General features: G+C 42.3%; 22 protein-coding genes. 18 read left to right on the top strand and 4 right to left on the bottom strand.

The window, feature by feature from the left end; genetic code table 11:
* The first annotated feature begins 56 nt into the window (after positions 1 to 56).
* The 5 genes from prmC (at position 57) to DR864_RS10755 (ending at position 3,956) form a co-directional block, all read left to right on the top strand.
* Positions 57 to 911, top strand: coding sequence for a peptide chain release factor N(5)-glutamine methyltransferase (gene prmC, locus DR864_RS10775; protein WP_114066976.1), 855 nt, complete (start codon positions 57 to 59; stop codon positions 909 to 911).
* 196 nt (positions 912 to 1,107) lie between these two features.
* The gene (locus DR864_RS10770) at positions 1,108 to 1,821 is read left to right on the top strand and encodes a hypothetical protein (RefSeq protein WP_114066975.1); all 714 of its coding nucleotides are present in this window, start codon (positions 1,108 to 1,110) and stop codon (positions 1,819 to 1,821) included.
* The gene (yidD, locus tag DR864_RS10765) at positions 1,818 to 2,270 is read left to right on the top strand and encodes a membrane protein insertion efficiency factor YidD (RefSeq protein ID WP_114066974.1); all 453 of its coding nucleotides are present in this window, start codon (positions 1,818 to 1,820) and stop codon (positions 2,268 to 2,270) included. Before DR864_RS10770 ends, yidD begins: the two co-directional genes overlap by 4 nt.
* Positions 2,267 to 3,127 carry a hypothetical protein gene (locus DR864_RS10760; protein ID WP_114066973.1) on the top strand — a complete coding sequence of 287 codons (861 nt, stop codon included), beginning with the start codon at positions 2,267 to 2,269 and terminating at the stop codon, positions 3,125 to 3,127. Before yidD ends, DR864_RS10760 begins: the two co-directional genes overlap by 4 nt.
* Positions 3,128 to 3,167: 40 nt before the next feature.
* Positions 3,168 to 3,956, top strand: a complete 789-nt coding sequence (locus tag DR864_RS10755) for a hypothetical protein (protein WP_162793716.1) — start codon at positions 3,168 to 3,170, stop codon at positions 3,954 to 3,956.
* A gap of 34 nt (positions 3,957 to 3,990) precedes the next feature.
* On the opposite strand, the gene DR864_RS10750 is transcribed toward DR864_RS10755, so the two are convergent.
* The 4 genes from DR864_RS10750 to DR864_RS10735 form a co-directional block, all read right to left on the bottom strand.
* On the bottom strand, positions 3,991 to 4,443 hold the full coding sequence (locus DR864_RS10750) for a TM2 domain-containing protein (RefSeq protein ID WP_114066971.1): 453 nt from the start codon (positions 4,441 to 4,443) through the stop codon (positions 3,991 to 3,993).
* An 83-nt stretch (positions 4,444 to 4,526) separates the two neighbouring features.
* Positions 4,527 to 5,048: a hypothetical protein gene (locus tag DR864_RS10745; protein ID WP_114066970.1), complete on the bottom strand. Its 522-nt coding sequence runs from the start codon at positions 5,046 to 5,048 to the stop codon at positions 4,527 to 4,529.
* A gap of 237 nt (positions 5,049 to 5,285) precedes the next feature.
* Complete coding sequence (locus DR864_RS10740; protein WP_114066969.1) at positions 5,286 to 6,983, bottom strand: CsgG/HfaB family protein; 1,698 nt, start codon at positions 6,981 to 6,983, stop codon at positions 5,286 to 5,288.
* A gap of 243 nt (positions 6,984 to 7,226) precedes the next feature.
* On the bottom strand, positions 7,227 to 7,751 hold the full coding sequence (locus DR864_RS10735; RefSeq protein WP_114066968.1) for a hypothetical protein: 525 nt from the start codon (positions 7,749 to 7,751) through the stop codon (positions 7,227 to 7,229).
* A 227-nt stretch (positions 7,752 to 7,978) separates the two neighbouring features.
* Between DR864_RS10735 and DR864_RS10730 the strand changes: the two genes are divergently transcribed.
* The 13 genes from DR864_RS10730 to DR864_RS10670 all read left to right on the top strand — a co-directional run bounded on the left by DR864_RS10730 (position 7,979) and on the right by DR864_RS10670 (position 20,728).
* Positions 7,979 to 8,599 (top strand): RNA polymerase sigma factor, encoded by a 621-nt coding sequence (locus DR864_RS10730; RefSeq protein WP_114066967.1) that lies wholly within the window; start codon positions 7,979 to 7,981, stop codon positions 8,597 to 8,599.
* A gap of 6 nt (positions 8,600 to 8,605) precedes the next feature.
* On the top strand, positions 8,606 to 9,337 hold the full coding sequence (locus tag DR864_RS10725; protein WP_114066966.1) for a hypothetical protein: 732 nt from the start codon (positions 8,606 to 8,608) through the stop codon (positions 9,335 to 9,337).
* Between the two features lie 19 nt (positions 9,338 to 9,356).
* Positions 9,357 to 11,237: a caspase family protein gene (locus DR864_RS10720; RefSeq protein ID WP_162793714.1), complete on the top strand. Its 1,881-nt coding sequence runs from the start codon at positions 9,357 to 9,359 to the stop codon at positions 11,235 to 11,237.
* Positions 11,238 to 11,324: 87 nt separating this feature from the next.
* Entirely contained in the window at positions 11,325 to 11,948 is a 624-nt protein-coding gene (locus DR864_RS10715) for a hypothetical protein (protein WP_114066964.1), read from the top strand.
* A 134-nt stretch (positions 11,949 to 12,082) separates the two neighbouring features.
* The gene (locus DR864_RS10710) at positions 12,083 to 12,427 is read left to right on the top strand and encodes a hypothetical protein (protein ID WP_114066963.1); all 345 of its coding nucleotides are present in this window, start codon (positions 12,083 to 12,085) and stop codon (positions 12,425 to 12,427) included.
* 96 nt (positions 12,428 to 12,523) lie between these two features.
* On the top strand, positions 12,524 to 12,868 hold the full coding sequence (locus DR864_RS10705; RefSeq protein ID WP_114066962.1) for a LytR/AlgR family response regulator transcription factor: 345 nt from the start codon (positions 12,524 to 12,526) through the stop codon (positions 12,866 to 12,868).
* A gap of 195 nt (positions 12,869 to 13,063) precedes the next feature.
* Entirely contained in the window at positions 13,064 to 13,756 is a 693-nt protein-coding gene (locus DR864_RS10700; protein WP_114066961.1) for a hypothetical protein, read from the top strand.
* 18 nt (positions 13,757 to 13,774) lie between these two features.
* The gene (locus DR864_RS10695) at positions 13,775 to 15,106 is read left to right on the top strand and encodes an OmpA family protein (protein ID WP_114066960.1); all 1,332 of its coding nucleotides are present in this window, start codon (positions 13,775 to 13,777) and stop codon (positions 15,104 to 15,106) included.
* Between the two features lie 28 nt (positions 15,107 to 15,134).
* Positions 15,135 to 16,052: a YfaP family protein gene (locus DR864_RS10690; RefSeq protein ID WP_114066959.1), complete on the top strand. Its 918-nt coding sequence runs from the start codon at positions 15,135 to 15,137 to the stop codon at positions 16,050 to 16,052.
* Positions 16,053 to 16,152: 100 nt separating this feature from the next.
* A complete protein-coding gene (locus DR864_RS10685; protein WP_114066958.1) occupies positions 16,153 to 17,427 on the top strand; it encodes a caspase family protein in 1,275 nt (424 codons plus the stop codon).
* A gap of 71 nt (positions 17,428 to 17,498) precedes the next feature.
* A complete protein-coding gene (locus tag DR864_RS10680) occupies positions 17,499 to 18,146 on the top strand; it encodes a methyltransferase family protein (RefSeq protein ID WP_114066957.1) in 648 nt (215 codons plus the stop codon).
* 67 nt (positions 18,147 to 18,213) lie between these two features.
* Positions 18,214 to 18,897, top strand: coding sequence for a response regulator (locus DR864_RS10675; RefSeq protein ID WP_114066956.1), 684 nt, complete (start codon positions 18,214 to 18,216; stop codon positions 18,895 to 18,897).
* A 121-nt stretch (positions 18,898 to 19,018) separates the two neighbouring features.
* Positions 19,019 to 20,728: a sensor histidine kinase gene (locus DR864_RS10670; RefSeq protein ID WP_162793713.1), complete on the top strand. Its 1,710-nt coding sequence runs from the start codon at positions 19,019 to 19,021 to the stop codon at positions 20,726 to 20,728.
* Positions 20,729 to 20,773 lie beyond the last annotated feature (45 nt).

Genomic DNA, 20,773 nt, shown 5'->3' with positions numbered 1-20,773 from the left:
TACGGATTTAGGGCTTTTTTTCCCAAATCCAATGCTCCCAATCTAATTTTTGTTCAATGTTTACTTCAGCCAAATCACTTTTTGATTACATCGTCCAAAATGTCACTGCTTATTCTTCAAAAGAGACAAAAGCAATGGCGTTTATGCTTTTGGAGCATTATTTGCGCCTGCGAAGCGTCGATGTGATGGTAGACAAGCCCATTTCGGCTGATGAGTCACAACCAAACTGGGATAAAATCATTGAACGACTAAACCAAAGTGAACCGATACAGCACATTATTGGGGCTACTTTTTTCTGTGGTCTTGAATTTAAGGTTTCTCCTTCGGTATTGATTCCTCGCCCAGAGACGGAAGAGTTGGTTCGGTTGATTGTAAAAGACTGTTTTTGGGAAGAAAATCCCGTTAAAATCGTTGATATTGGCACTGGCAGTGGTTGCATTGCTATTGCCTTAGACCGCTTTATGTCATTTGCTAAAGTGTGGGGGTGGGATGTGTCTGACGTAGCGTTGACTGTTGCGCGTGAAAATGCTCATCGACTTTTATCGGAAGTTACCTTTGAGAAATATGATATTCTGAAAGATACTTCGTTTGACGGTCAGTTCGACGTAGTGGTGAGTAATCCGCCCTACATCACGTATGCTGAACAAACAAGTATGCAGCCGAATGTGCTGCGTTTTGAGCCGCATTTGGCATTGTTTGTTGAAGATGAAGACCCACTTTTGTTTTATCGGGCCATTGCTGATTTCTGTACTAAACATTTAAAGACGGATGGAACATGTTATCTCGAAATAAACGAGCTTTTTGGCGAGGTAGTAAAGCAATTGTTTCTTGAAAAAGGCTTTAAAAAGGTAGAAGTAATTCAGGATATGTACGGCAAAGACCGTATTGTAAAAGCGCAATTATCAGCATAAAAAAAGCATTTAAAAAAGAAAATGGGGTGATGTAAATCTCCCCATTTTCTTTTTTATGCCATAACGATTTTGACATCGTAGTTAAATTAGGATGATTTATCCAATCTTAAGTATATTAATCAGTAAGTCTAGCGTTAAGGTTTTTGTATATGCATGAAACGCTGTAATTTGCCGATATTTTTTGATTCGAATTAAAATGAATGTTACTGGAATTGCTTTTTTTAGATCATTGTTTTTAGCGGTTGTGTTTATTAGTGTTGGGTATGCGCAGGATGTCCGTAAGGTAAGTGCTTCTATGATTATGCGCACGTCACACAAAGGAAAAACCACCAATACGCGGGCAGAACTCTGTTATGCTACTTCTGGTAGAATGGTGACGTTATTTCCAAAACCTGCTGAGTTGTATTTATTTAACAATGCCAATGGTGAATTAAGGGTGTATGACCCGACAAAAAATACCGTATTGCAACAACAAAATGCGACTTACAGCACCGAGACAACGCAATTCTTCTTTTTTCTTCACAATCGTAAAGCGGATTTGGGCTTGTCAAGCATGGGGTTCAGCTTAGGAAGTACAAAGTTTGAGAATGGAGTAATGATAACGACTTGGAAATCGCCTACTCCTTTAGCTAAAAATATTAAACGGGTGGAATTGGTGCATAAAGGCCAAAATCCCATTTTTATGAAATACGTTGATCCTTCAGAACGAACGATTAAGAAGGTGTTTTACTATGATTATACGAAGTTGGGAACGGTCGATTTTCCGCAGACAATTACGCAAATTGACTATGTAACAGCCAAAGATTCCATCGTAACCAAAACTGCTTACGGTGCATTGAAAATAAATGAGCAGGTGCAGTCTAATTTGTTAGAATTTACCATTCCGTCTAATGCTAAGATAATCAAATGAAAACTCTCAGGCGCGGAAAATGGGTCATTTTGCTCTTAACAGCCCTGTCGATGCAGGGCATGGCACAAGTGTCTGATTTAGATTTATTGGCCGAATCTGGTTCTGCCCCAACGGTCAAATTCGGGCAAGCTAAGAAGGTAAAACAAAAGGCATTTTTGCGATTTAATCCCGTGTATTGGATGCTCAATGGCGCCCTGACAGGGTATCAAAAAGTAATATCTCCGCAGATTTCGGCCGAGTGTCTTTATGAACTTTCTTGCTCCCGCTTTAGCCGGGCGGCGATTCAAGAATTTGGTATTTTTAAGGGCATTGCTTTAAGTGCCGATCGCATTTCGCGTTGTAATCGAGTGGCAGCAACCAGCATTGAATTGATTCGTATTTCACCTCAAACGGGGAGAGTGATAGATCTGCCTTCGATGTATCGCCAAAATGTCAAAACCAGTAAATGATGCGTAAAAGGAATAGTTTTAATGTATTATTTGGGTTGTGTAATTTGATAAGTTTACTGACTTGGCTTCCCCTAAATGCACAGCAAAAACCGCCTTCAGATTCACTTTTTGTAGAATATTTATTGGAGAAAAAGTACTACAACGACGTACTGCAATGGACTGGAGAACATCAGTCTCTCCCGTATTTTCGCGCCCTTGCGTTTTATAATCAACAACAGATAGATTCGGCCATTCATTATTTTGAACGTGTACCAGTTCAGCACCCTTATTATATCAAATCACGTTTTTTGGAAGGATTTGGGCATACTTTTTCAAAAAGATACGAAAAAGCAGACACTATTTTTACGACGCTGCAAGTAGGGGATTCGCTACAAATGGCGTTAAGAAATCTACAATTAGCGGGAGTGAGCTTATTGAAACGCGATACATTGCGGTTTTCAACCTACCAATCTCAATTTAGCGGCAAGTACTTTGCCTTCAGTCAGGAAGAGGAAATGCTAAAGCAAAGCTTTGATATGCTCAAAAAACATAAGCGCAAGTCGCCAGTGGTAGCAGGGCTTATGTCGGCGATTGTGCCCGGAACGGGAAAAATGTATGCAGGCAAACTAGGGCAAGGGGTAATTACTTTTATTCAGAATGTGGCCTTGGGTTTCCAGGCGCGTGAGGCTTATCGAAAAGATGGTTGGAAAAGTCCGCGTTTTTTGCTGTACAGTGGATTATTTACGTTTTTCTACGTAGGCAATATTTGGGGAAGTGTACTTACGGTTAATATTCGCCAACAGGAATTTAATGATAAAGTGGATGGACAGATTTTGTTTAATATGCAGATTCCTTTGCGTACTGTTTTTAATCAGTAGGGGAGGAGTAGCGCAAGTTTCATTGACGGCCGACAGTCTCGTGGCAGTAGGCCAGTTTGATTTGGCTTCGGTGTATTATGAAAAAGCATTGTTTGATCAGAGTCAACAAATTGACTCAATGAATGCTGATGTATATAGATTGATGGCCAATGAGTTATTATACAAAAAAATTCGGTGCCAGAAATACCTGAAACGTTTTGAGGATGCTTGGCAAACAGCTCAGCGTTTTAATCTTAATGAGCCGAATGATACACTGCACTATAAACTCAGATATGAGGTAGCATTGGCGGGTTATTTGAGCCAACATTACGGAGAAGCACACGGACAAATCTTGCAAACGAGGTTCTATATACGCGATTCTACGTTGTTTTCAGGTTTGGATGTATTGGAGATTCTTACTCTCAATGAGCTTGACCGTTGGGCCGAATCAAAGGAATTGTTTAAGCAATACGCCGCTCGCAATCAACTAAATATAGATACCGAGGAGTTATATCGTTTTCTCAAAAAAAAGCCTAAAAGCCCCGAAAAAGCGCAATTGCTTTCGTTTATCATGCCTGGTGTAGGGCAGATGTATGCGGGTTTCCCGAAAGAAGGGCTTGTTTCGGTTGGCCTACAAACATTGGCTTTAGGTTTTGGGGTATATCATGTATGGCACCGTTATTACCTGATTGGTTTTTTTACGGGCGCGGGTATGTTTCAGGCTTTTTATTTTGGGGGAGCCCGTCGGGCAGAATTAATGGCTGAAGAGACGAACCGAAAACGAAAAGCGAAGAATAATCAGAGAATACGGATGACTTTGATTGAGTCAGAAAACAAAAAAGGGAAGTAATTGCTACTTCCCTTTTTTGTTTCTATTGGACGAATTAGTTGGTCCACATGAAGAATTTCTTGTTGTTGACGTATGAATCGAATTTCTTTTCTTCGATTACTTCCATCAATAAAACAATCCAGTCAATCAAGTTTACAATTCCTAAACCACCGCAGGTCAGGATGTAACCAACGATAACGCCGCCCGCAGTACCTAAGTAAGCACGGTGAATACCTAACCAACCAACAACCCAAGAAAGGATAAAAGCTACAACTGGCTTTTTGTCGCCGGCCATTACCTTAGTAGCATCGCCAGCCTGTCCTGTGCCCATAAGACTTTCAAGCGCAGAGGTAGCTTCTGCGGTATTTGCTAAATCAAGTTGCTCACCAGCATTAAGGGTTTGCTCAATGGCTTGTGCATCAACAAAATATTCAGCAGTGTTGGTAGCATAGCTTTTACCTACGAGAAGTACGGCAAAGCTGAAAACAAGTGCAAATAGTTTTTTCATAAACTTACTTTGGGTTTTTGTTTAAATACGAGCCAAAAATAGACTTTTGACGCGCAACGTACAAATAAGAATACGCAGAATTTTTAGAATTTGAAAGAAATTCCAGCTTGAACCCATGAACCGCCTGAGCCAAGGTCAGCAAAGAGAGCCATCTTTTCAGAGAAATTATACGTACCGCCAACTCTGGCAAGCAAATTAGCTGTGGTATAGCGAGTTCGTGAACCAAGACCGTAGGCATTCCAATAAGAGTCGGGATATCCGTAGCTCCGAAGCAAAATACCACCTGATACGTACAAATCGAAATCATCATTATCTAAATTTAAGATACGATTAAGGTGGTACGTGGCCCGTGGTCCAATTTGAATGTCAGAATAAGAATAGTTGACACCAATGTAACCAAGGCTAGGTCTTTCATAGCTGGCATATAAACCTACTCCTAAATCATCCATAATTCCATACTCAACAGTTGCATTGGCTCCCAGTGAGAAAAGACCGACACCAATGGCCACTCTTTTATCGCCTTTAGAGAATTGAGCAATAGAAGTTGAGTGGAAACAAATCATTGCCGCAAAGGCCAACAATGTGATTGAAAATAATTTTTTCATAATGAACTTTTGATTAATAGTTGGAAAAACGTTTCAAAGAAACTACAAAAAGCACTTAGAAAAAAGCTGGAATACGCTAATTTATTATTCGGTAAGCTGAGAAGTAAAAAAGGTTTTCTCTTTGGGTAAATGTATAGACGATGCTGGAAAAATACAAGCGATTTAACTGATTTTAATCAGGTGCCAATAAGTAATGTGGGGGCTACCTACGGCCCCCACTGCCCTGTAATTAAAACATTACTGCATTGCTATAACTATTCGCCCTTCTTCCATACCCGTAATCTCAAACTTGGGCGCGGTGAGTTTGGACATGAAGTCTACGAGGTCATCGGCCGAGCCTGTATGCTCCAGAGAGAGCGTTCCTGTGCCATCTTTCAAAGCGCTTTTCACATCTTTAATTTTGGGGCTTTTGCGAAGCGCATCGCCAAGGGCTTTGAGTTTGATAAAGTTGGCGTTGGAGGCCGCAATGGTTGTCAGGGTGGTAGAAGTGGCGGTTGCGCCGCCCAATCGCGCGCTGGCAGTCGTATTTTTGGACGAAGCCGCTGGCCCCGCACTGGCAAACTGAATGTTCATCGAACACAGTCGTTCCATCAAATACTGTGACATATTTTCGGAGGCATTGTGAATGGCGGTTTTGTTGGCAATCGCTTCCGACACATCAATGCCGCCGCCCGAAACGGTGTTGGTGGCCAATATAGACCCATCTTCGGTCGAAATAGCCCTGATTTCCAAACGCGCACGGCACGATACCATGCCGCCCTGCGCGTTGGTGCGCTCAGAAATGGACTGCCCCGTGATGATTATCTGCGCACCCATTTTGAGGCCCAAGGCCGCCATTTGGCCCATATCCCCCGTTGAGTCAGAGACTTGCCTCATTTTTCCGTATACCTTAGGGTCTACGACTCGAAAGCCCGCTTCTACAAAAGAACGTGTCAGTTCGGTTTCGGTGGCCGATTGCTCAATGACTACGGGTTTGAACACTGCCGAAGCCGAGCTTTGGCGGCTGGTGATTTCTTCTGGCTTCGTGGTTTCTTTTTTCTTGCCAAACAGGCCCTGCACCACATCGCGGGCTAAGCCTACGTTGGCTTCGCGCTCTTTGAGGGCGATTTCACGCTCGCGCCGGGCGAGGTCGGTGGTGTTATTGTCGCGGGCGGTGCCTGCGGTAGTGGCTTCGGTGACCAAAATGATGACTTTAGGTGAGCCACTGCGGAGCATTTGACAGTTTTGCGGACTGTATTTTTTGATTTCTTTGGGCTTCATGGGTTCAGGAATGTCCATGTTGTCTTTGGCTTCGGCCAATACCTCCACAGCTCGGATGATGGCTTTTTGGGTAGCATCTTGCACAGCACGGTTTTCGGTACTGCCCGCTATTTTGACTCCTCCGAGCGACAGGCCGCTGAAACCGCCGATTTTGCCTTTCATGTTGATGTCTTTACTGAAGAGCAATTCGCCCGTTTGAGGGTTGAGGACTTTGAGCGTAAAACCCACCGTAGCCTGATTGCTACCGCCACTTATGCCCAAAACCGTGGTGGAGGAAGTGCCTTGGGTAAAATCGGTAACCTCCCCCGTAACAATGAGTTGAGCACCAATCATTTGACCCGCCTGCGGCCCTGAGCCGTTGGTGAAGCCATCCTGAGCCAAAGCCATTTCGCCAGTGGCATCAGAAATATTACGGTTCATTTCCAACATCCTGAAACAGTTGGTCTGTTGTAGGGCCGAGGTAAGCATGGTAGCGAGTTCGTCGCCAAAGGTGGCGTGGGCTTCACTTGATTTAGTAGAGACGCTGAAGCGTGCTACTTTGACCGTTACGCGTTTGTCGCGGGGTAGGTCTTTGCATTTTTCTGCGACTTGTTCGAGGGTAATTTTGTCGCTTTTTTGACCAAAAGCTGCTTGTACAGACAAAAAGACAATACACAAATAGAGGTACGATTTCATAAAATTTGGAAGAGCTAAAGTGTTGAGAAAAAGATGGTATTTACAGTTATGTTGCGTTTAGTAGGGAAAGGTTATCATGGGGTGGAAAGAAATATTTTCTTTTGAGTTTTGTCAAAAAGTAAGTAGTTATGAGGCTAAATCAAGCATCAAAAGTCTTGGGTAAGGGCTAAGAAAACAACCCCTAAAAATAGGGGAGAGGCCTTTGAGAGATAATTCAGAAGTGCCTCTCCCTTCAAGTGTGAGTTACAAATATTCGACTTGTGAAGTAGGCATCTCAGCGGGACGTTCTGGAACGGTTTCGGTTTTTTGTAGCCAGTTTACCATTGCCGCTGCAATAAAACCGCCAAGTGCGAAATAAAACCCAAAGCGATACTCAAATACCAGTGGCATATTTTGTGAGCGGTACCAGGCGTCGGAAAAAATCCACATACTGACTAAACAAACGATTCCAGAAAGGGCGGTAATGGTAGCAATCTTCCGTTTGATGCGGTTGGGTATTTTCATAAAAGCGACAGCTAAACCCAGTAAGCCCATCAAAAAGGCCAAACGTGCCCAGTCGCTGTCAACGATTACGTCTTTTGCCACTGGGCCATTTTTTTCGTTGGTCATATTGGTTTCTTTCACAAGGTTTTCGCCCACCACGAACTGAATTCCTGAAAGCTGGCCCAGTGGTGTGGGGTTGTCTGTGCAGCGGACCGTGGCAAAAGGAAGTAAAAAGCACAGTAAGGCGGCTAAAAATGTAGCAGGGGAGGCGAATTTCTTTTTCATGATCAAAGCGTAATTTTAGAGTGATAAAAGTTGGTTTACGCTGATAGGTTGTGGAAAAGAAAAAAAGGTTATCGGGCAGGATGAAAAAAAAGGGATTTATTTTTGGGAGGGAGAAAAAAACGCGTTTGATAAGAAAGTAGCCCCGTTTTGATAACTTTTTGGATAGGGGTTTACACTTCCATCCAAAAACAAGTATTTTGGAACTCTAAATCCAACCTTACCAAAAAATGTCTATTCTACCTTTTTGGGGACGTTCCCAAACCCGCCGGGACTGTAGCCAATATGAATCCATTGCGACCATTAAAACCACTTTTCGGAATGCCACTTACCGCGACGAAAACAGCATGTACAATTGTCTTTATATATTGTATTATGCCAAAGTCGAAAGCTACGTACTCAATCATGGTGGCAAAAAAGATGATGCCCTCGATGTTTTTCAGGATGTGGTGGCGGTAGTCTTGGTAGCCATGCGAAATACCGAAAAACTCCTAGCTATTGATACAGATGATTTTGCCCCGTATCTGATGGGGATTGTGAAAAATACTTGGAGAGGCCGGTTTCGTAAAAAAAGTTCTACCGAACGGGTAACTGATTTTACAACCGAGGTCCTCAATGAAGATTCGGAAGACTTAAATGAAATGCTGGACATCTTAGAAGATGCCCAGATTGTACAGGAGGCCATTGCCAATCTCCCCATAAAACAACAAGATTTTGTGAAGTTGTTTTATTTTGAAGATAAATCCTACCTTGAAATTGCCCAAGAGCTGGGGCAAAGTGCCGATAGCTTGAAAGCAAATCGCTATCGAATTGTTCAGAAACTACGAGATTATTTATTACGTAATCAATAAAATACTATGGAACTATCTGAGGAGTTATTAAGGAATATAGAGGATTATTTGGAGGGAAAACTGTTAGCTGAGGAAAAACGAGCGTTTGAATTACGGATTGAGGCAGAACCTGCCTTGAAAGAAGAAGTAGCAGCTCAAAGGCGTTTGAAAAACGCGCTTGAAGTAATTAAAACCAAAGAAAGGCTAAAACAAGCATACACCGAATATGAAGAGGCCACAAAAGTTAGACCTCTCAATCGTCCAGTTTGGCAGACCTACGCCGTAGCGGCCTCCGTGATTGGCTTAATGCTGGGAATTATTTATTTTGGAACAGATATTTTCAAGCCCGATTCAGAAATAGCTTTTAATGAGTTTTACCAGCCTGAGGCCAATGCACGCGGAGAGTGCCCGCAGGAGTTACCAGCGTTTTCGTTGTATGAAGAAAAGCAGTACGAAGATGCACTGGCGGCCGCAATGACGCAAAAAGATGATTCTACCCACTGTGTGCGGTACTTCGTAGGTATCAATCAATTGGCATTGGCCAAATTGCCACAGGCGATTCAATCGCTTCAGATTGCCCAGACATCTCCCAATCCTTCCATCCGTAGAAAGGCAGAGTGGTATCTTGGGTTGGCGTATTTGCGGGATAATAACGAAGAAAATGCCGAAAAAACCTTTAAAGCGATTGTAGAACGAAACGAATCCGAAAACCCGTATGTACAGCCTGCTGCTAAAATCCTCAATCGTTTTTTTAAATAATCAGCAAAAAATTTGGCTTATGTGGCTCGGGATGGGCCTGTCGGCAGTAGGATGGGCCGCCGAAAAACGGGCTTTATTGATTATGATTGCCCAGTATCCCAATGCAAGCGGCTGGTCAAAGCTGAACGCCCAAAATGACCGAATGTTATTGACCCAAACGCTCAAAAATCAAGGGTTTAAAATTACTGTTTTGTCTGACCAACAAGCAACTGCCGACAACATAAGGAAAGCCTGTGCTTTACTCCTACATATGACGCAACCTGGCGATAAAGTAATAGTGGGATATTCGGGGCATGGCCAGCAATTATTTGATTTGGATGGTGATGAAACTGATCAATTGGATGAGGCGCTCGTTCCCTACGATGCGCCCCGTAGGGCAGACATGAAAATGTACAAAGGCCAAAAACATATTCTCGACGACGATATTGGCGTTTTTGTGCAACAGATGAAATTAAAATTGGGAGGCAATGGCCAGCTGGTGTTGCTTTTGGATTGCTGCCATGCAGGTACGGGGGCCCGGGCAGATGCGCAAGCGTACCTACGTGGAGGGGCATTGCCGATTATTCCTTCCGATTTTAAAGAATCCAGTGCGTTGCAGCAGCAGGAGGGTTCAGGTTTTGACGATGGCAATTTTTCAACGCGGGGTCAAGAAGCTACGTTTGTCTTATTTGCGGGTGCGGCAGCGAGCCAACAAAATTATGAGGTTAAAAACGAGTCGGGGGTGGCCTACGGGGCACTTTCCTACGCGTTTTGTGAAGCCCTATATCGGTTAAAAAAAAAGGAAACCTATCGAGGACTATTTGGTCAAATAAGTACTATTCTTTTGCAAAAAGCCCCATTTCAAACCCCCACTATTGAGGGCAACACCGATGCAGAAGTATTGGGCGGGGAGCTCATCGTAGCCCCCACTACCGTGGAAGCATTGATTGAAAAATCAACGCAATACTGTCGAAAAGTTCGGGTAGGGGTTGGGGAGTTGGCGGGCGTATTTAAGAATGCGGTTTTTCAATTCTCGCCCAAAACTTCTGCGCGGGGTGACTCCACCGTTGTTATGGTAAAGGGGAAAGTAATTTCAGCCGATGCTTTTGGGGCAATCGTTGAATTGGAGAGAGAGCTTCCTCTGGCAATTATCAAAGAACTTCGAGCAACCGAAACAGAAAAAGCTTTTGGGGAAGTGTCCAAAGGCGTATATATCGGACGTTGTTCTGATACTCAGTTTCAAAATCAACTAAAAATAAAGATTGAAGGTTATCCATTGCTTCGGCTCAGTTCAATCGGTGCGTCGGCGTATAGTATTAGCCAAGAGGGAGATAATATAAAATTAATAGACTGTGCTACCCAACGGGTGTTAGATAGTTTGGTCAAAACAGAGGATGCCGACGAGCGGTGTATTGAGCGATTGCTGGCTTTTACGCGTGCTGAAATACTCCGAAGAATGGAGATTTTACAAGATTTTTGTAAAGTAGAAGTTCGGTTAGAGCAAAGTAATCAGGTCGACACCGTAATGCCTTCCATTAAAATAAAGGTTCCAACTACCTTGATTGTAACAAACAAAGGCACTCAACCCGTCTATGTGTCTATTGCTGATATTCAACCAGATGGCTTTATAAATGTTATTTTGCCAAATGCCAGTCGCAATATTCTGCCGCTGAGATTAGCTCCTAGCGAGACACGGGCCCTGCCCCTGGCTATATCGCCCCCTCTGGGTTTTGAGATGTATAAAATTTTTGTAACTCCCTCATCTCTAGACTTGTCTGTTCTTATTAATACCCGTGGAGAAACCACTTTGGAACATCCTTTGAAACAATTGTTTTATAAAACCTATCGTGGAGAAGCTCCCGTTGCCTTGGATATTTCTGCATTAGCAGTATTGTCGTATTCTTTCAAGATAGTTCCTTAAATTTTTTTTTGCTTTTGATAACCTTTTTCTGGCTAAGTACTACCCCAAAGTGTAAACCTAAATGTTTCACTTTAACGGTACTTAGTCATGTTACTTACACGTATACTTACTTCTGTCGAAGACCTGAATCGCTATTCGGAGCTATACTTCACTAAATCAGGTATTTTGGTTAAACTTAGCTACCTGAAAAACTCTCACGTTCGGATTTTTTATAAGGTAAATAACCCCGATAAATGGATTGCTGGCTACGTTCAAAACGGCAACGGAGACTTGCGCTATTTTCAATCGTTACCTTCTAGTCGTAATAACGATTTTGTGGCTCAAATGGGAGTGGTAGCTACCGATATTCTTGAAACAGGCTGCACTTTCATCGACCGTATGTCGCCTTTGGAGCGGCACCAAGTGTATTTGACGCTTATCGCAGAAGCATATATGTCGGGTAAAGCAGTGCTTTTAGGGGGTTCAATTATCCCTAAAGTGCAAAACTATCAAATGCTAACCATGCCTCATTTGCTGATTGAAGAAAAAATGGAGTTTGATGGGAAGGAAATCCTGATGAAACAATACTATGGTTTTCGGTCAGAATTCTTACGTAGCTCCATGGCCTTATTTCTGAGGGAATTTAGAGAGATAACCGTCCATTCCCTAGTCAAAACCTTAAAAAGAATCAAAGTCGCGTTTCGTCACTCTCAGACTTCTATCAGTCACTAAAAAAATGCTTCCCCCTATTTTTAGGGGTTGTTATTCTTTCGTAGGGAGAAGAACTTTGGCCTTGTTTTTAAGCAATTAGGCCATAATCTAAAAGTATATGTACCTAAATAAAAACAATCAAAACTTTTACATCAATGAATAATCGAGAAAGAGCTGAACAATATGTAAACGGCCACACAGGGGTGGCAGTAGGTGTGGTACTTGCTACGGCATTGGTGCCAGGGGCAGCCTCTACAGTTTTAGTTGCTCAGGAAGCGGTGATGGCTCACCAAATAGCCCGAATTTATGGCAAAAATATCACGAAAGATGAGGCAGGTGCAATTGCTGCTAAAATTGGTTTAGCTTCTGTAGCGGGAAAAGTAGTTGCCCTAGAAGCAGCAATTTTAGCCGGACCATTTGCATTTGCCATTAAACCTGCCATTGCAGCAGGTATTATTAAAATACTGGGCGGAATGATCATCGACTATTTTGAGAACTAACAATTTTGTGGAGCCTTCGAGCTACCCCTAAATAGTGGCGATTTTAGTCCTTTTGAAGCGTTATATATACTCTACTATTGAAAATCTATCTACATTATGACTACTCTCCATACCCCGCCTACATCTTTGGCATTGCCTATTTGGATAAGTGACCGCAGAGAAAAAATTCCTTTTGAGCAAATAGTTTGGCTCCAATCCAGCAGAAACTACACCGTTTTTTTGCTTTTGGACGGACGCAAAGTGATGACTGCCAAAACGTTGGGCGAGTATGAAAAAAAACTACCAGAGGGTTTTGTTAGAGTTCACCGTTCGTCGATTGTTAACTGTGAGTATATCGTGCAGTTGAACCGCGTACAGCGCATGTGTATTTTAAAAAATGGCCAAAGCATAAGAATTTCGGGGCGCCGCCTAAGTAATGTCATTTTATCCCTAATGGGATAAGTTTATCGGCCAAAAAATACCTAAAAGTTAAATTGTTCTTTTATTTTTAAGTGTCTAAAGAAGGTTAGCTACAAAATAACAACACACCTAAAATTTTTCTGAAGAATGTGATAACCTTATGAAAGTTGAGTGCAACCCATTATTGAACGCATAACGAAGTGCTTTCAATCTCTCAACTCAAACATCAATATTCCAATGAAAAATGTATTAGCTCCCGTTGCCACCGTTATTTTGCTAGCTACTGTCATGGTTTTCAATAGCTGTAAAAACCGAGAAGAAGATCCTACGGTAGGGTTTTCGAAGGAGATTCAGAAAATTGTTCCCCAAAGTATTGTTAATGACCTCCGTGCCAAAGGCATGACCATCAATGAAGGAAAAGTCCCCCCCACCCTTGAGGGGGCTTTTAGGGCAAACCCGTACGAGTTGTTGAGCCCAACTGGACCAGAAGATGTTTGGGCCAAAGGGAAAATCATAACCGCGTATCGGTACTTGTTCAGCCAGCAAACGGCTGATGGGAAGGAGGTTAAAATTGATTATAAAAGTGAAAACGGTGTAGATGTAGGTAGTGGTTTAGGAGCTTTTATATCAGGCTATGGTAACAAATTTACGGTTTTTGCCGAGGTAAAAGGGAGACATGAAAACGTAGATTATACCAATCTGATTGTCATATCAGGAGAAGTAACGCCCAAAGGCATCGCTGATTTGCAACATAGTTTGTACTTAACCCAAAAAAGTGAAGGGCCAGGGAGAGGAGTGCTGATTCCGGTTAATACTGGAAGAATATGGATAGACAAAGATAAACTTGCCGAAAAGATTTCTAACTACCGCATAGGCGTTACAGAAAAATCCAGCGACGGCGAAACCCATTCATCAGTAAGTAACCAATAATTTATCTCAACATACACAATGAAAAACACCACGCTCGCTTTGATTTTAATGAGTTGTATGCTCAGCACCCTTTACGCCCAGCAAACCGCATCCAAGTCGTCTTCGGACGATTTGGATGCGGTTATCAGTGATTTGGAAAATAATAAGCCTGTGAAAGACCGCCGGGTAAGGCTGCGCAATATTCAATTTTTGACGGGTAAAGCTGTATTTAGCCCCGAAGATCGGGCCTATTTGGACACAATCGCCGTTTTCTTGGTCAAAGCCCCCACCATTACGATGGAAATCGGCGGCTATACCGATAATGTCGGTAGTGATAAGGTCAATAATCGACTCTCTCAAACCCGTGCTAATGCCATCAGAAATTACTTGGTGAAAGAACAGAACATCACCGCCGCTAGGTTGAGAGCCGTAGGTTATGGTAAACGCAATCCTGTTGCCACCAACGAGACCGAAGAAGGACGCTACGCCAACCGACGAGTAGAGCTCAAAGTACTGGGCTTGACCAACGATGTCTATTACATTGTAACGAAAGACGGGAAACGAATACCCGCCAATTACGTGGTAACCAGCAAGGACAGTAAGTCGGTGAGCTACCGTGAAAACGAAAATGCGCCGTTGGTGCGAGTACCCGCCGCCAGTGTAGAATACATTGAGTATCCCGATGGTACGCGCCGCCTGATAGGCTCAACGAACGTTATAAACGAAGCAGGTGAGAAGGTCAATGCACCTAAGCCAGAAGAACCAACCAAAGAACTCACCCACAGCGGAGTAGATTGGCTCAATGCAAACAAGAGAAAACCTTCTATTTTGGCCCAACTAAATGGAATGACCACCTTTATTTTGGGAGACCCCCTCTGGAAAGCCCTACCAGAAGGCTACGCGCACACGCTGGGTTTTGGGGGGACTTTGTTTTTGGAGTATAAACTTAACCCTACTTTCTTTGCGGGAATCGAAGTGGGGTACTTAAAATGGTCAACCCGCATTGATTTGGTAGAGTCAAGAAAAGGTCCCGTAATTGACCAATATTTTGCAGAGGCCTCCCAAATCCCCCTGCTCGCTCACATACGCATCAACCTTGGCCAGCACTTTTACATTATGCCCGAGGGGGGGCTTCATCTCTTGAAGGTAAAAGCGGGCTTTGGACAGCCCACCGATAGTTTTAGTGGCACGCAACTAGCTTATGGAGGTGCTTTGGGGTATGTACATTATCTGGGTGAGAAGAAGAGAGTTCGCTTAGATATTGGAGCCTTTTACCGACAGACCACTAATTCAAAAACTTGGGATTTGCAATATGGTGCTGCACCTATGCAGTATGTTGGCCTTCGGGCGGGCATCGGTTCATTGTTCTAACCATCATTAATCATTGACTAATTCTGAAATGAAAAAGATATATAAATCAACTGTAAGCGTAATGAAGCTCAGCTTTTTAGTGGCTATCTTATTATTGTTAAGTGAAAGTTGTACAATTCGTCGAGAGTACGTAGTGCCCGTGGCCCAAACCATAGACCCTACCGACGTAAATGGCCTCACCCGGATTTTGGTTTATTATCAGGGAGGGATTAATACACCTCCACCCACTTCCGTAAGGAGGGTAGTCGGGACTCCTCCTACCCCTAGTCCGGCTGGCACAGGCGTGCCTATTATCAGTAACTTGAACGGACGGCTCACTTCTTCCAACGGTAGCACGGCTATTTTGACATTCAACTATCGAAACGCGACCAATGGACTTGCGGGGGTGTATGTACAAGTGGCAGGGGCAGATAGTTACGCAGATGTGCCTTACGTTACTAATGCAAGTAGTGGTTCGGGTAACTTACAATTGAACGTGAGTATTCCATCCAATGTAGGTAGGGGAGAATTTCGAGTATCATTGTGCGTATATGATGCTACGGGCAAAATCAGTAATGTTCTTTCTACTACTATCGAAGTACTTCGCTTAGGAACTGGCGCCCTACAAATCAGTCTTTCTTGGGGTACTGCTACCGACCAAGATTTGCACGTAATAGACCCGTTTGGCGAGGAAATCTATTTTGATGATAAAACTTCGTCATCGGGAGGGTTTCTTGACCGTGATGATACAAACGGTTTTGGGCCCGAAAATGTGTATTGGGAGAATGCCCCCGATGGCAAATACATCGTGGAAGTGAATGATTATGAAAATACCTCCACGCCCAACCCTTTTGTCGTCACTGTTACTTCTCCCAATAGAAGCAAACGATACAATGGCGAAACCCGCCAAGGTAACCGAGTTAGGGTGGTGGAAATTGTGAAAAATGGCAGTAGCTACACTTATTAAAATAATCGTTTTTTGGTAATAAAAATGATGGCTATCCCAAAAGTGGAAGCCATCATTTTTATTAATTTAGCGCTGTTTAACTCTTCATTAAGAATAAATCATGGGGCGATATTTTTTTTTATTGACATTTTGCCTATCCCTACTTTTTGTTTTTCCTGTTTTTGGTCAGCAGTTTAGTTTAGGTTTTTTGTTGGAATTGCAGAAAAAGCCCGTGGCCGATAAGGATAAAGTTCTTAAGGCCAATGATTTTTTATTTCAAGCTGATACCAAAAACAACTGCAAGCGCTACAGCCGTACCCAAGCCGATGCTTTTGGTGAAATCTACGACGAAACGGTTACCTTTTGTCCAGATGGTTCAACAACTTACAGCACTTACAGCCCCAATCATGCCACTGATATCGCTTTTCAGTTGACTCGTAAATACCAGTTCAAGGATAAAGGAGCTTCTACTACAGCCAGTGGGCGCATTACTAACGTGTATCAAAAAGATGAGCTTAAAGTGGAGAGTATTCTCGCCCGGGACGCAAGCCAAGTTAATTTTTGGGTATTTCATTTCTCAAAATCTGTGGAGCCTACGGTGACCGCAGCTTTGCCGCCCAATGCTGAAATAGTAAGGGGAACTGAAATTCAAACCAATGATGAAAATAGCTCAATCCTCAACAGTACCAATTATGCTTTATTGATTGGGGTAAATGACTACGAAGCGCCCATCGACGATTTAAAATTCCCGATTGAAGATACCCAAAAACTAAAAAAAGTACTTACTTCCTACTATACGTTTGAGGAAAAAAATGTGATTTCTCTGGCCAATCCTACGGGCGATGATATCATCAACGCGCTCAATGAATTAATTGGCAAATTGGGGGAAAATGATAATTTATTATTGTTTTATGCGGGCCACGGCAAGGAAGTCAAAGCAGCCGAACAAGGCTACTGGCTACCTTCTGATGCTAAATACAATGCCATTAGAAGTAAAACCTGGCTTAGCAACAGCGATATTAAAGACCAACTAAAACTCCTGAAATGCCGACATGTTTTGGTCATTTCAGATGCCTGTTTCAGCGGGGGGATTTTGGAGGCGCGTTCGAGTCCAGTATCAGTGGCCATTCAAGAAATAGCCCGTAAAAAAAGCCGAAAGGCCATCACCAGCGCTGCCAGTACTATTGTGCCCGATAAGAGTGTATTTACGAAGTATTTGTTGCAATTTTTAGAAACCAACACCAGCGATTATCTGACCGCCGCCAATCTTTTTTCGATGCTTCAAATACCAGTAACAGATAACAGTCCCACCCGGCAGTCGCCGCAGTATGGTTCAATCAAAGAGGCAGGGAATGAAGGGGGGGATTTTATATTTGTAAAAAGACCGAAAAAATAAGATAACTACGGATGTGATAACCTATGAGTGAGTAAGAGCAACATCAGTGTGTAAACAAAATCAACACACTGATGAAAGCTTCCAAAATATTCACCTCTATTGGGCTTACCGCTCTTATGTTTGTACTTCCTTTGGGAGGGTCGTTTAAGCTGGTTTTTATGCCCCAGATTGCCTGTTTTTGTATCGGAAGTCTATGGTCGTTACTTACTCAACCCGCAATTGTCTGGCGTGGAATAAAAAACAGTAAAGAGGCCGACCATTATACGGCCGCCTGGATTATGTTAACCATTACGGTATGCCAAATGCTATCCGTTTTAGAATGGGCACATTTTCATGGTCGGCATACATTTCACTGGAATCTTTCGAGCATCATTGGCGTAATGTGTATAGTTATGGGAGGTGCTTTGAGATACTGGTCAATTAAAATACTCGGTCGCTTTTTTACCGCCAGTGTGATGGTCTCAGATTCTCAAAAGATTATTACGAAGGGACCGTATAAAATTCTTCGTCACCCAAGTTACACGGGAGGAATTCTAACGGTGGTGGGTACACCATTGGTGTTAGAAGATACTTATTCGGTTTTTCTTACGTCCTTTTTGATGATTTTGGTTTATACTTTTAGAATTAAAGCGGAAGAAAAAGCAATGATTAGGGCTTTTGGGAACAGTTATCGTACTTATCAACAAAATACTTGGAAATTGATACCTACCTTGTGGTAACCCCTAAAAATAGGGGTTGTTTACTAGGGAGTTAGGGTATTGTTTTGTAAGAAACCTACATATTCTTATGTCACCATTTGTTCCGCCGTCTATTCGGATTTTGTTAGTAGAAGACAAATACCTGATTGCAGAAGCTTTTAGTAGATTACTCGCTGATTTTACCGACTTGGAGGTAATTGGTATCTCCAATAATCGTGATGAGGCCATACATCAATTAAAAATCCATAAAATTGACATTGTATTATTGGATTTACAAATTCCATTAAGAAACTTAGGCCGGCCCAAAATAGCAGGTTTTGAAGTGCTAGAGTACTTGCAGAGCATTCCAAAAAACACTAAAACCATTATTTTGTCCAATTACAATGATTTTACATTTATAAAAAAAGCAGAACAGCTGGGGGCAAAAGGCTATTTACTGAAAAATACTACCTCCAAAGAGCTATATAATGCTATTCTTACGGTTTATCAAGGGGGAAGTTATTTTCAAAGCGAAGTAGAGACTCAGTTAAAAACTAAGCAGGAAGAGGAAGAGCTAGAGCCAATTAATGCGTTTGCAAAACTTACCAAAAGAGAGAAGGAGGTCTCCAAGCTGCTTTCGCACGGTTTTACCAGCAAAGACATCGCAAAGGCATTGTCTATTCGAGCTGGAACGGTTGATGAGTATCGAGACAATATTATGAGTAAATTGGATGCTAAAAATACGGCCGATATGATTCGGATTATTTATGAAAATGGGCTATTGGAAGAGTAAGGTTTTTTTGAGCGCTCTATGCACGCTATTATGCATTTTTTCAAAGAAATTGTTGGCCAATGACTCCCTGCTTATTTCTATTCCCAAAAACTTTAATCAACTCGAGCTCGCCCCTAGGGTTATGTATCTACTAGATACGTCCAAGGCAATTACATTAGAACAAGTACTTCAGAGAAGTAAAGAATTTAAAGCCAATAAAAACAGTTATGTCAACTTTAAAACGACAGAAGCTAACTGTTGGCTACGATTCGATATTGTCAGTGAAGCTCTTACCCCGCAAAATATTTCGCTTATTACCTCTGGTTTAGACAGTGTTTTTTTGTACGTAATTGAGAAGGATTCTTTGGTCAATACTTACCTACAAGGGACCCATTTTTCATTGGCCAATCGGGCTTCATTGGCCCCTTTACAAACCTTCCATTTCACCCTCGAACCTCATCGACGAAAATCCATCTTTCTGAAAGCGAGAATGGATAATTATCCTTTGAGCGTATATCCACTGACGCTTCTCTCTGCCCATAGTGCCTTTGCGTATCTCCAGAAAGAAGAACTATTTAGAAGCGTTTACATCGGAGGAATGATTATTATTGTGTTGTTTGCGGCCTATATGGCACTGTTCTTTCGAGGTCGCCTTTATTTGTATTATCTACTTTGTGCAGGCTGCTCTCTCTGTATGGTGTTGATTTACAATGATTATCACTACCTTTTTTTTGAAGAATCTCCGGCGTTTATTCGCAATAAAAACGCCTACGCTTTTCTGGTTACTTTACTCCCCGTATTTTATCTTTTATTTGCCAAAGAATTTGTGAGTTATGGTTACGTTGCTCCAAAGCGCTTGTTGACCACTAGCTATGTTACCATTAGTATCAGTGTCGTATTGTTGTGTTTTATCATCAACGAAGAAGATAATCTGCTCAGACTCCGTCCTTATTTTTACATGACGGTTATTGCCAATACCTCATTGATGCTTTTTTATGTTTTTAAGGCGCTTAAAAATGGTTATCGCCCAGCTTGGCTCTATGTTTTGGCTACTTTTCCGGTTCTTGCCATTGGTACTTGGGAGGCACTTTCTGACTTCCATCAAACGCCGATTCAGCAAATGCATGATTTATATTACAGTTTTACATTGTATGAGATGTATATTCTAATGTTGGGGTTGGCGGGTCGTTTTAAAGTATATCAAGAAGGGCGAAAAAAATTACAACAGGAAATGTTTGAGATGCAAATCCAGATTGAAGAAAAAATAAGGCAGCGGATTGGACTTGACCTGCACGACAAAGTAGGAGGACTGTTGGCTGCTTTGAAAATCAATTTAGATTTTTTTCAAAAAAAATACGAATACGCACAATTTGATTCTTACCGGAAAATTTTTGAAATCCTTGACACTGCTGCCGATGAAACACGTCGTATTTCGCACAGTATGATGTCCAATCAATTGCAAGAAAGAGGATTGTTATCTATGCTGAAAGAACTTTATCTGGATGTCGAAAAACCTCGGTTTGTGATTCAGACTCGTGGCATGGAGCATCGATTAAGCCCATCGTTGGAAATGACCCTGTACGCCATCATCAATGAATGTGTAACAAATGCCCTCAAGCATGCTCAGGCCCAACAAATTGAAATACAGTTGAATCGAACCAAAAATGATGAATTGACCCTGATTGTAGAAGATGATGGAGAAGGCTTTGATTCAAACAAATCAAGCCGGATGGGTAAAGGACTCGTAAGCCTAACAACCCGAGTAAGAGAGCATTTGGGAGGGGATTTGATTATAGATTCTACTCCTGGTAAAGGAACTGTAGTGATGGTTAAAATAAAAATAAAAAAATAGAGTTGATTGGCTTTACGTCCCATTAATTCTGACTGCGACATGTCA

The sequence above is a fragment of the Runella rosea genome (genome assembly GCF_003325355.1).
Classification (GTDB): Bacteria; Bacteroidota; Bacteroidia; order Cytophagales; family Spirosomataceae; genus Runella; species Runella rosea.
This window is presented reverse-complemented; position numbering and strand designations above follow the sequence as displayed.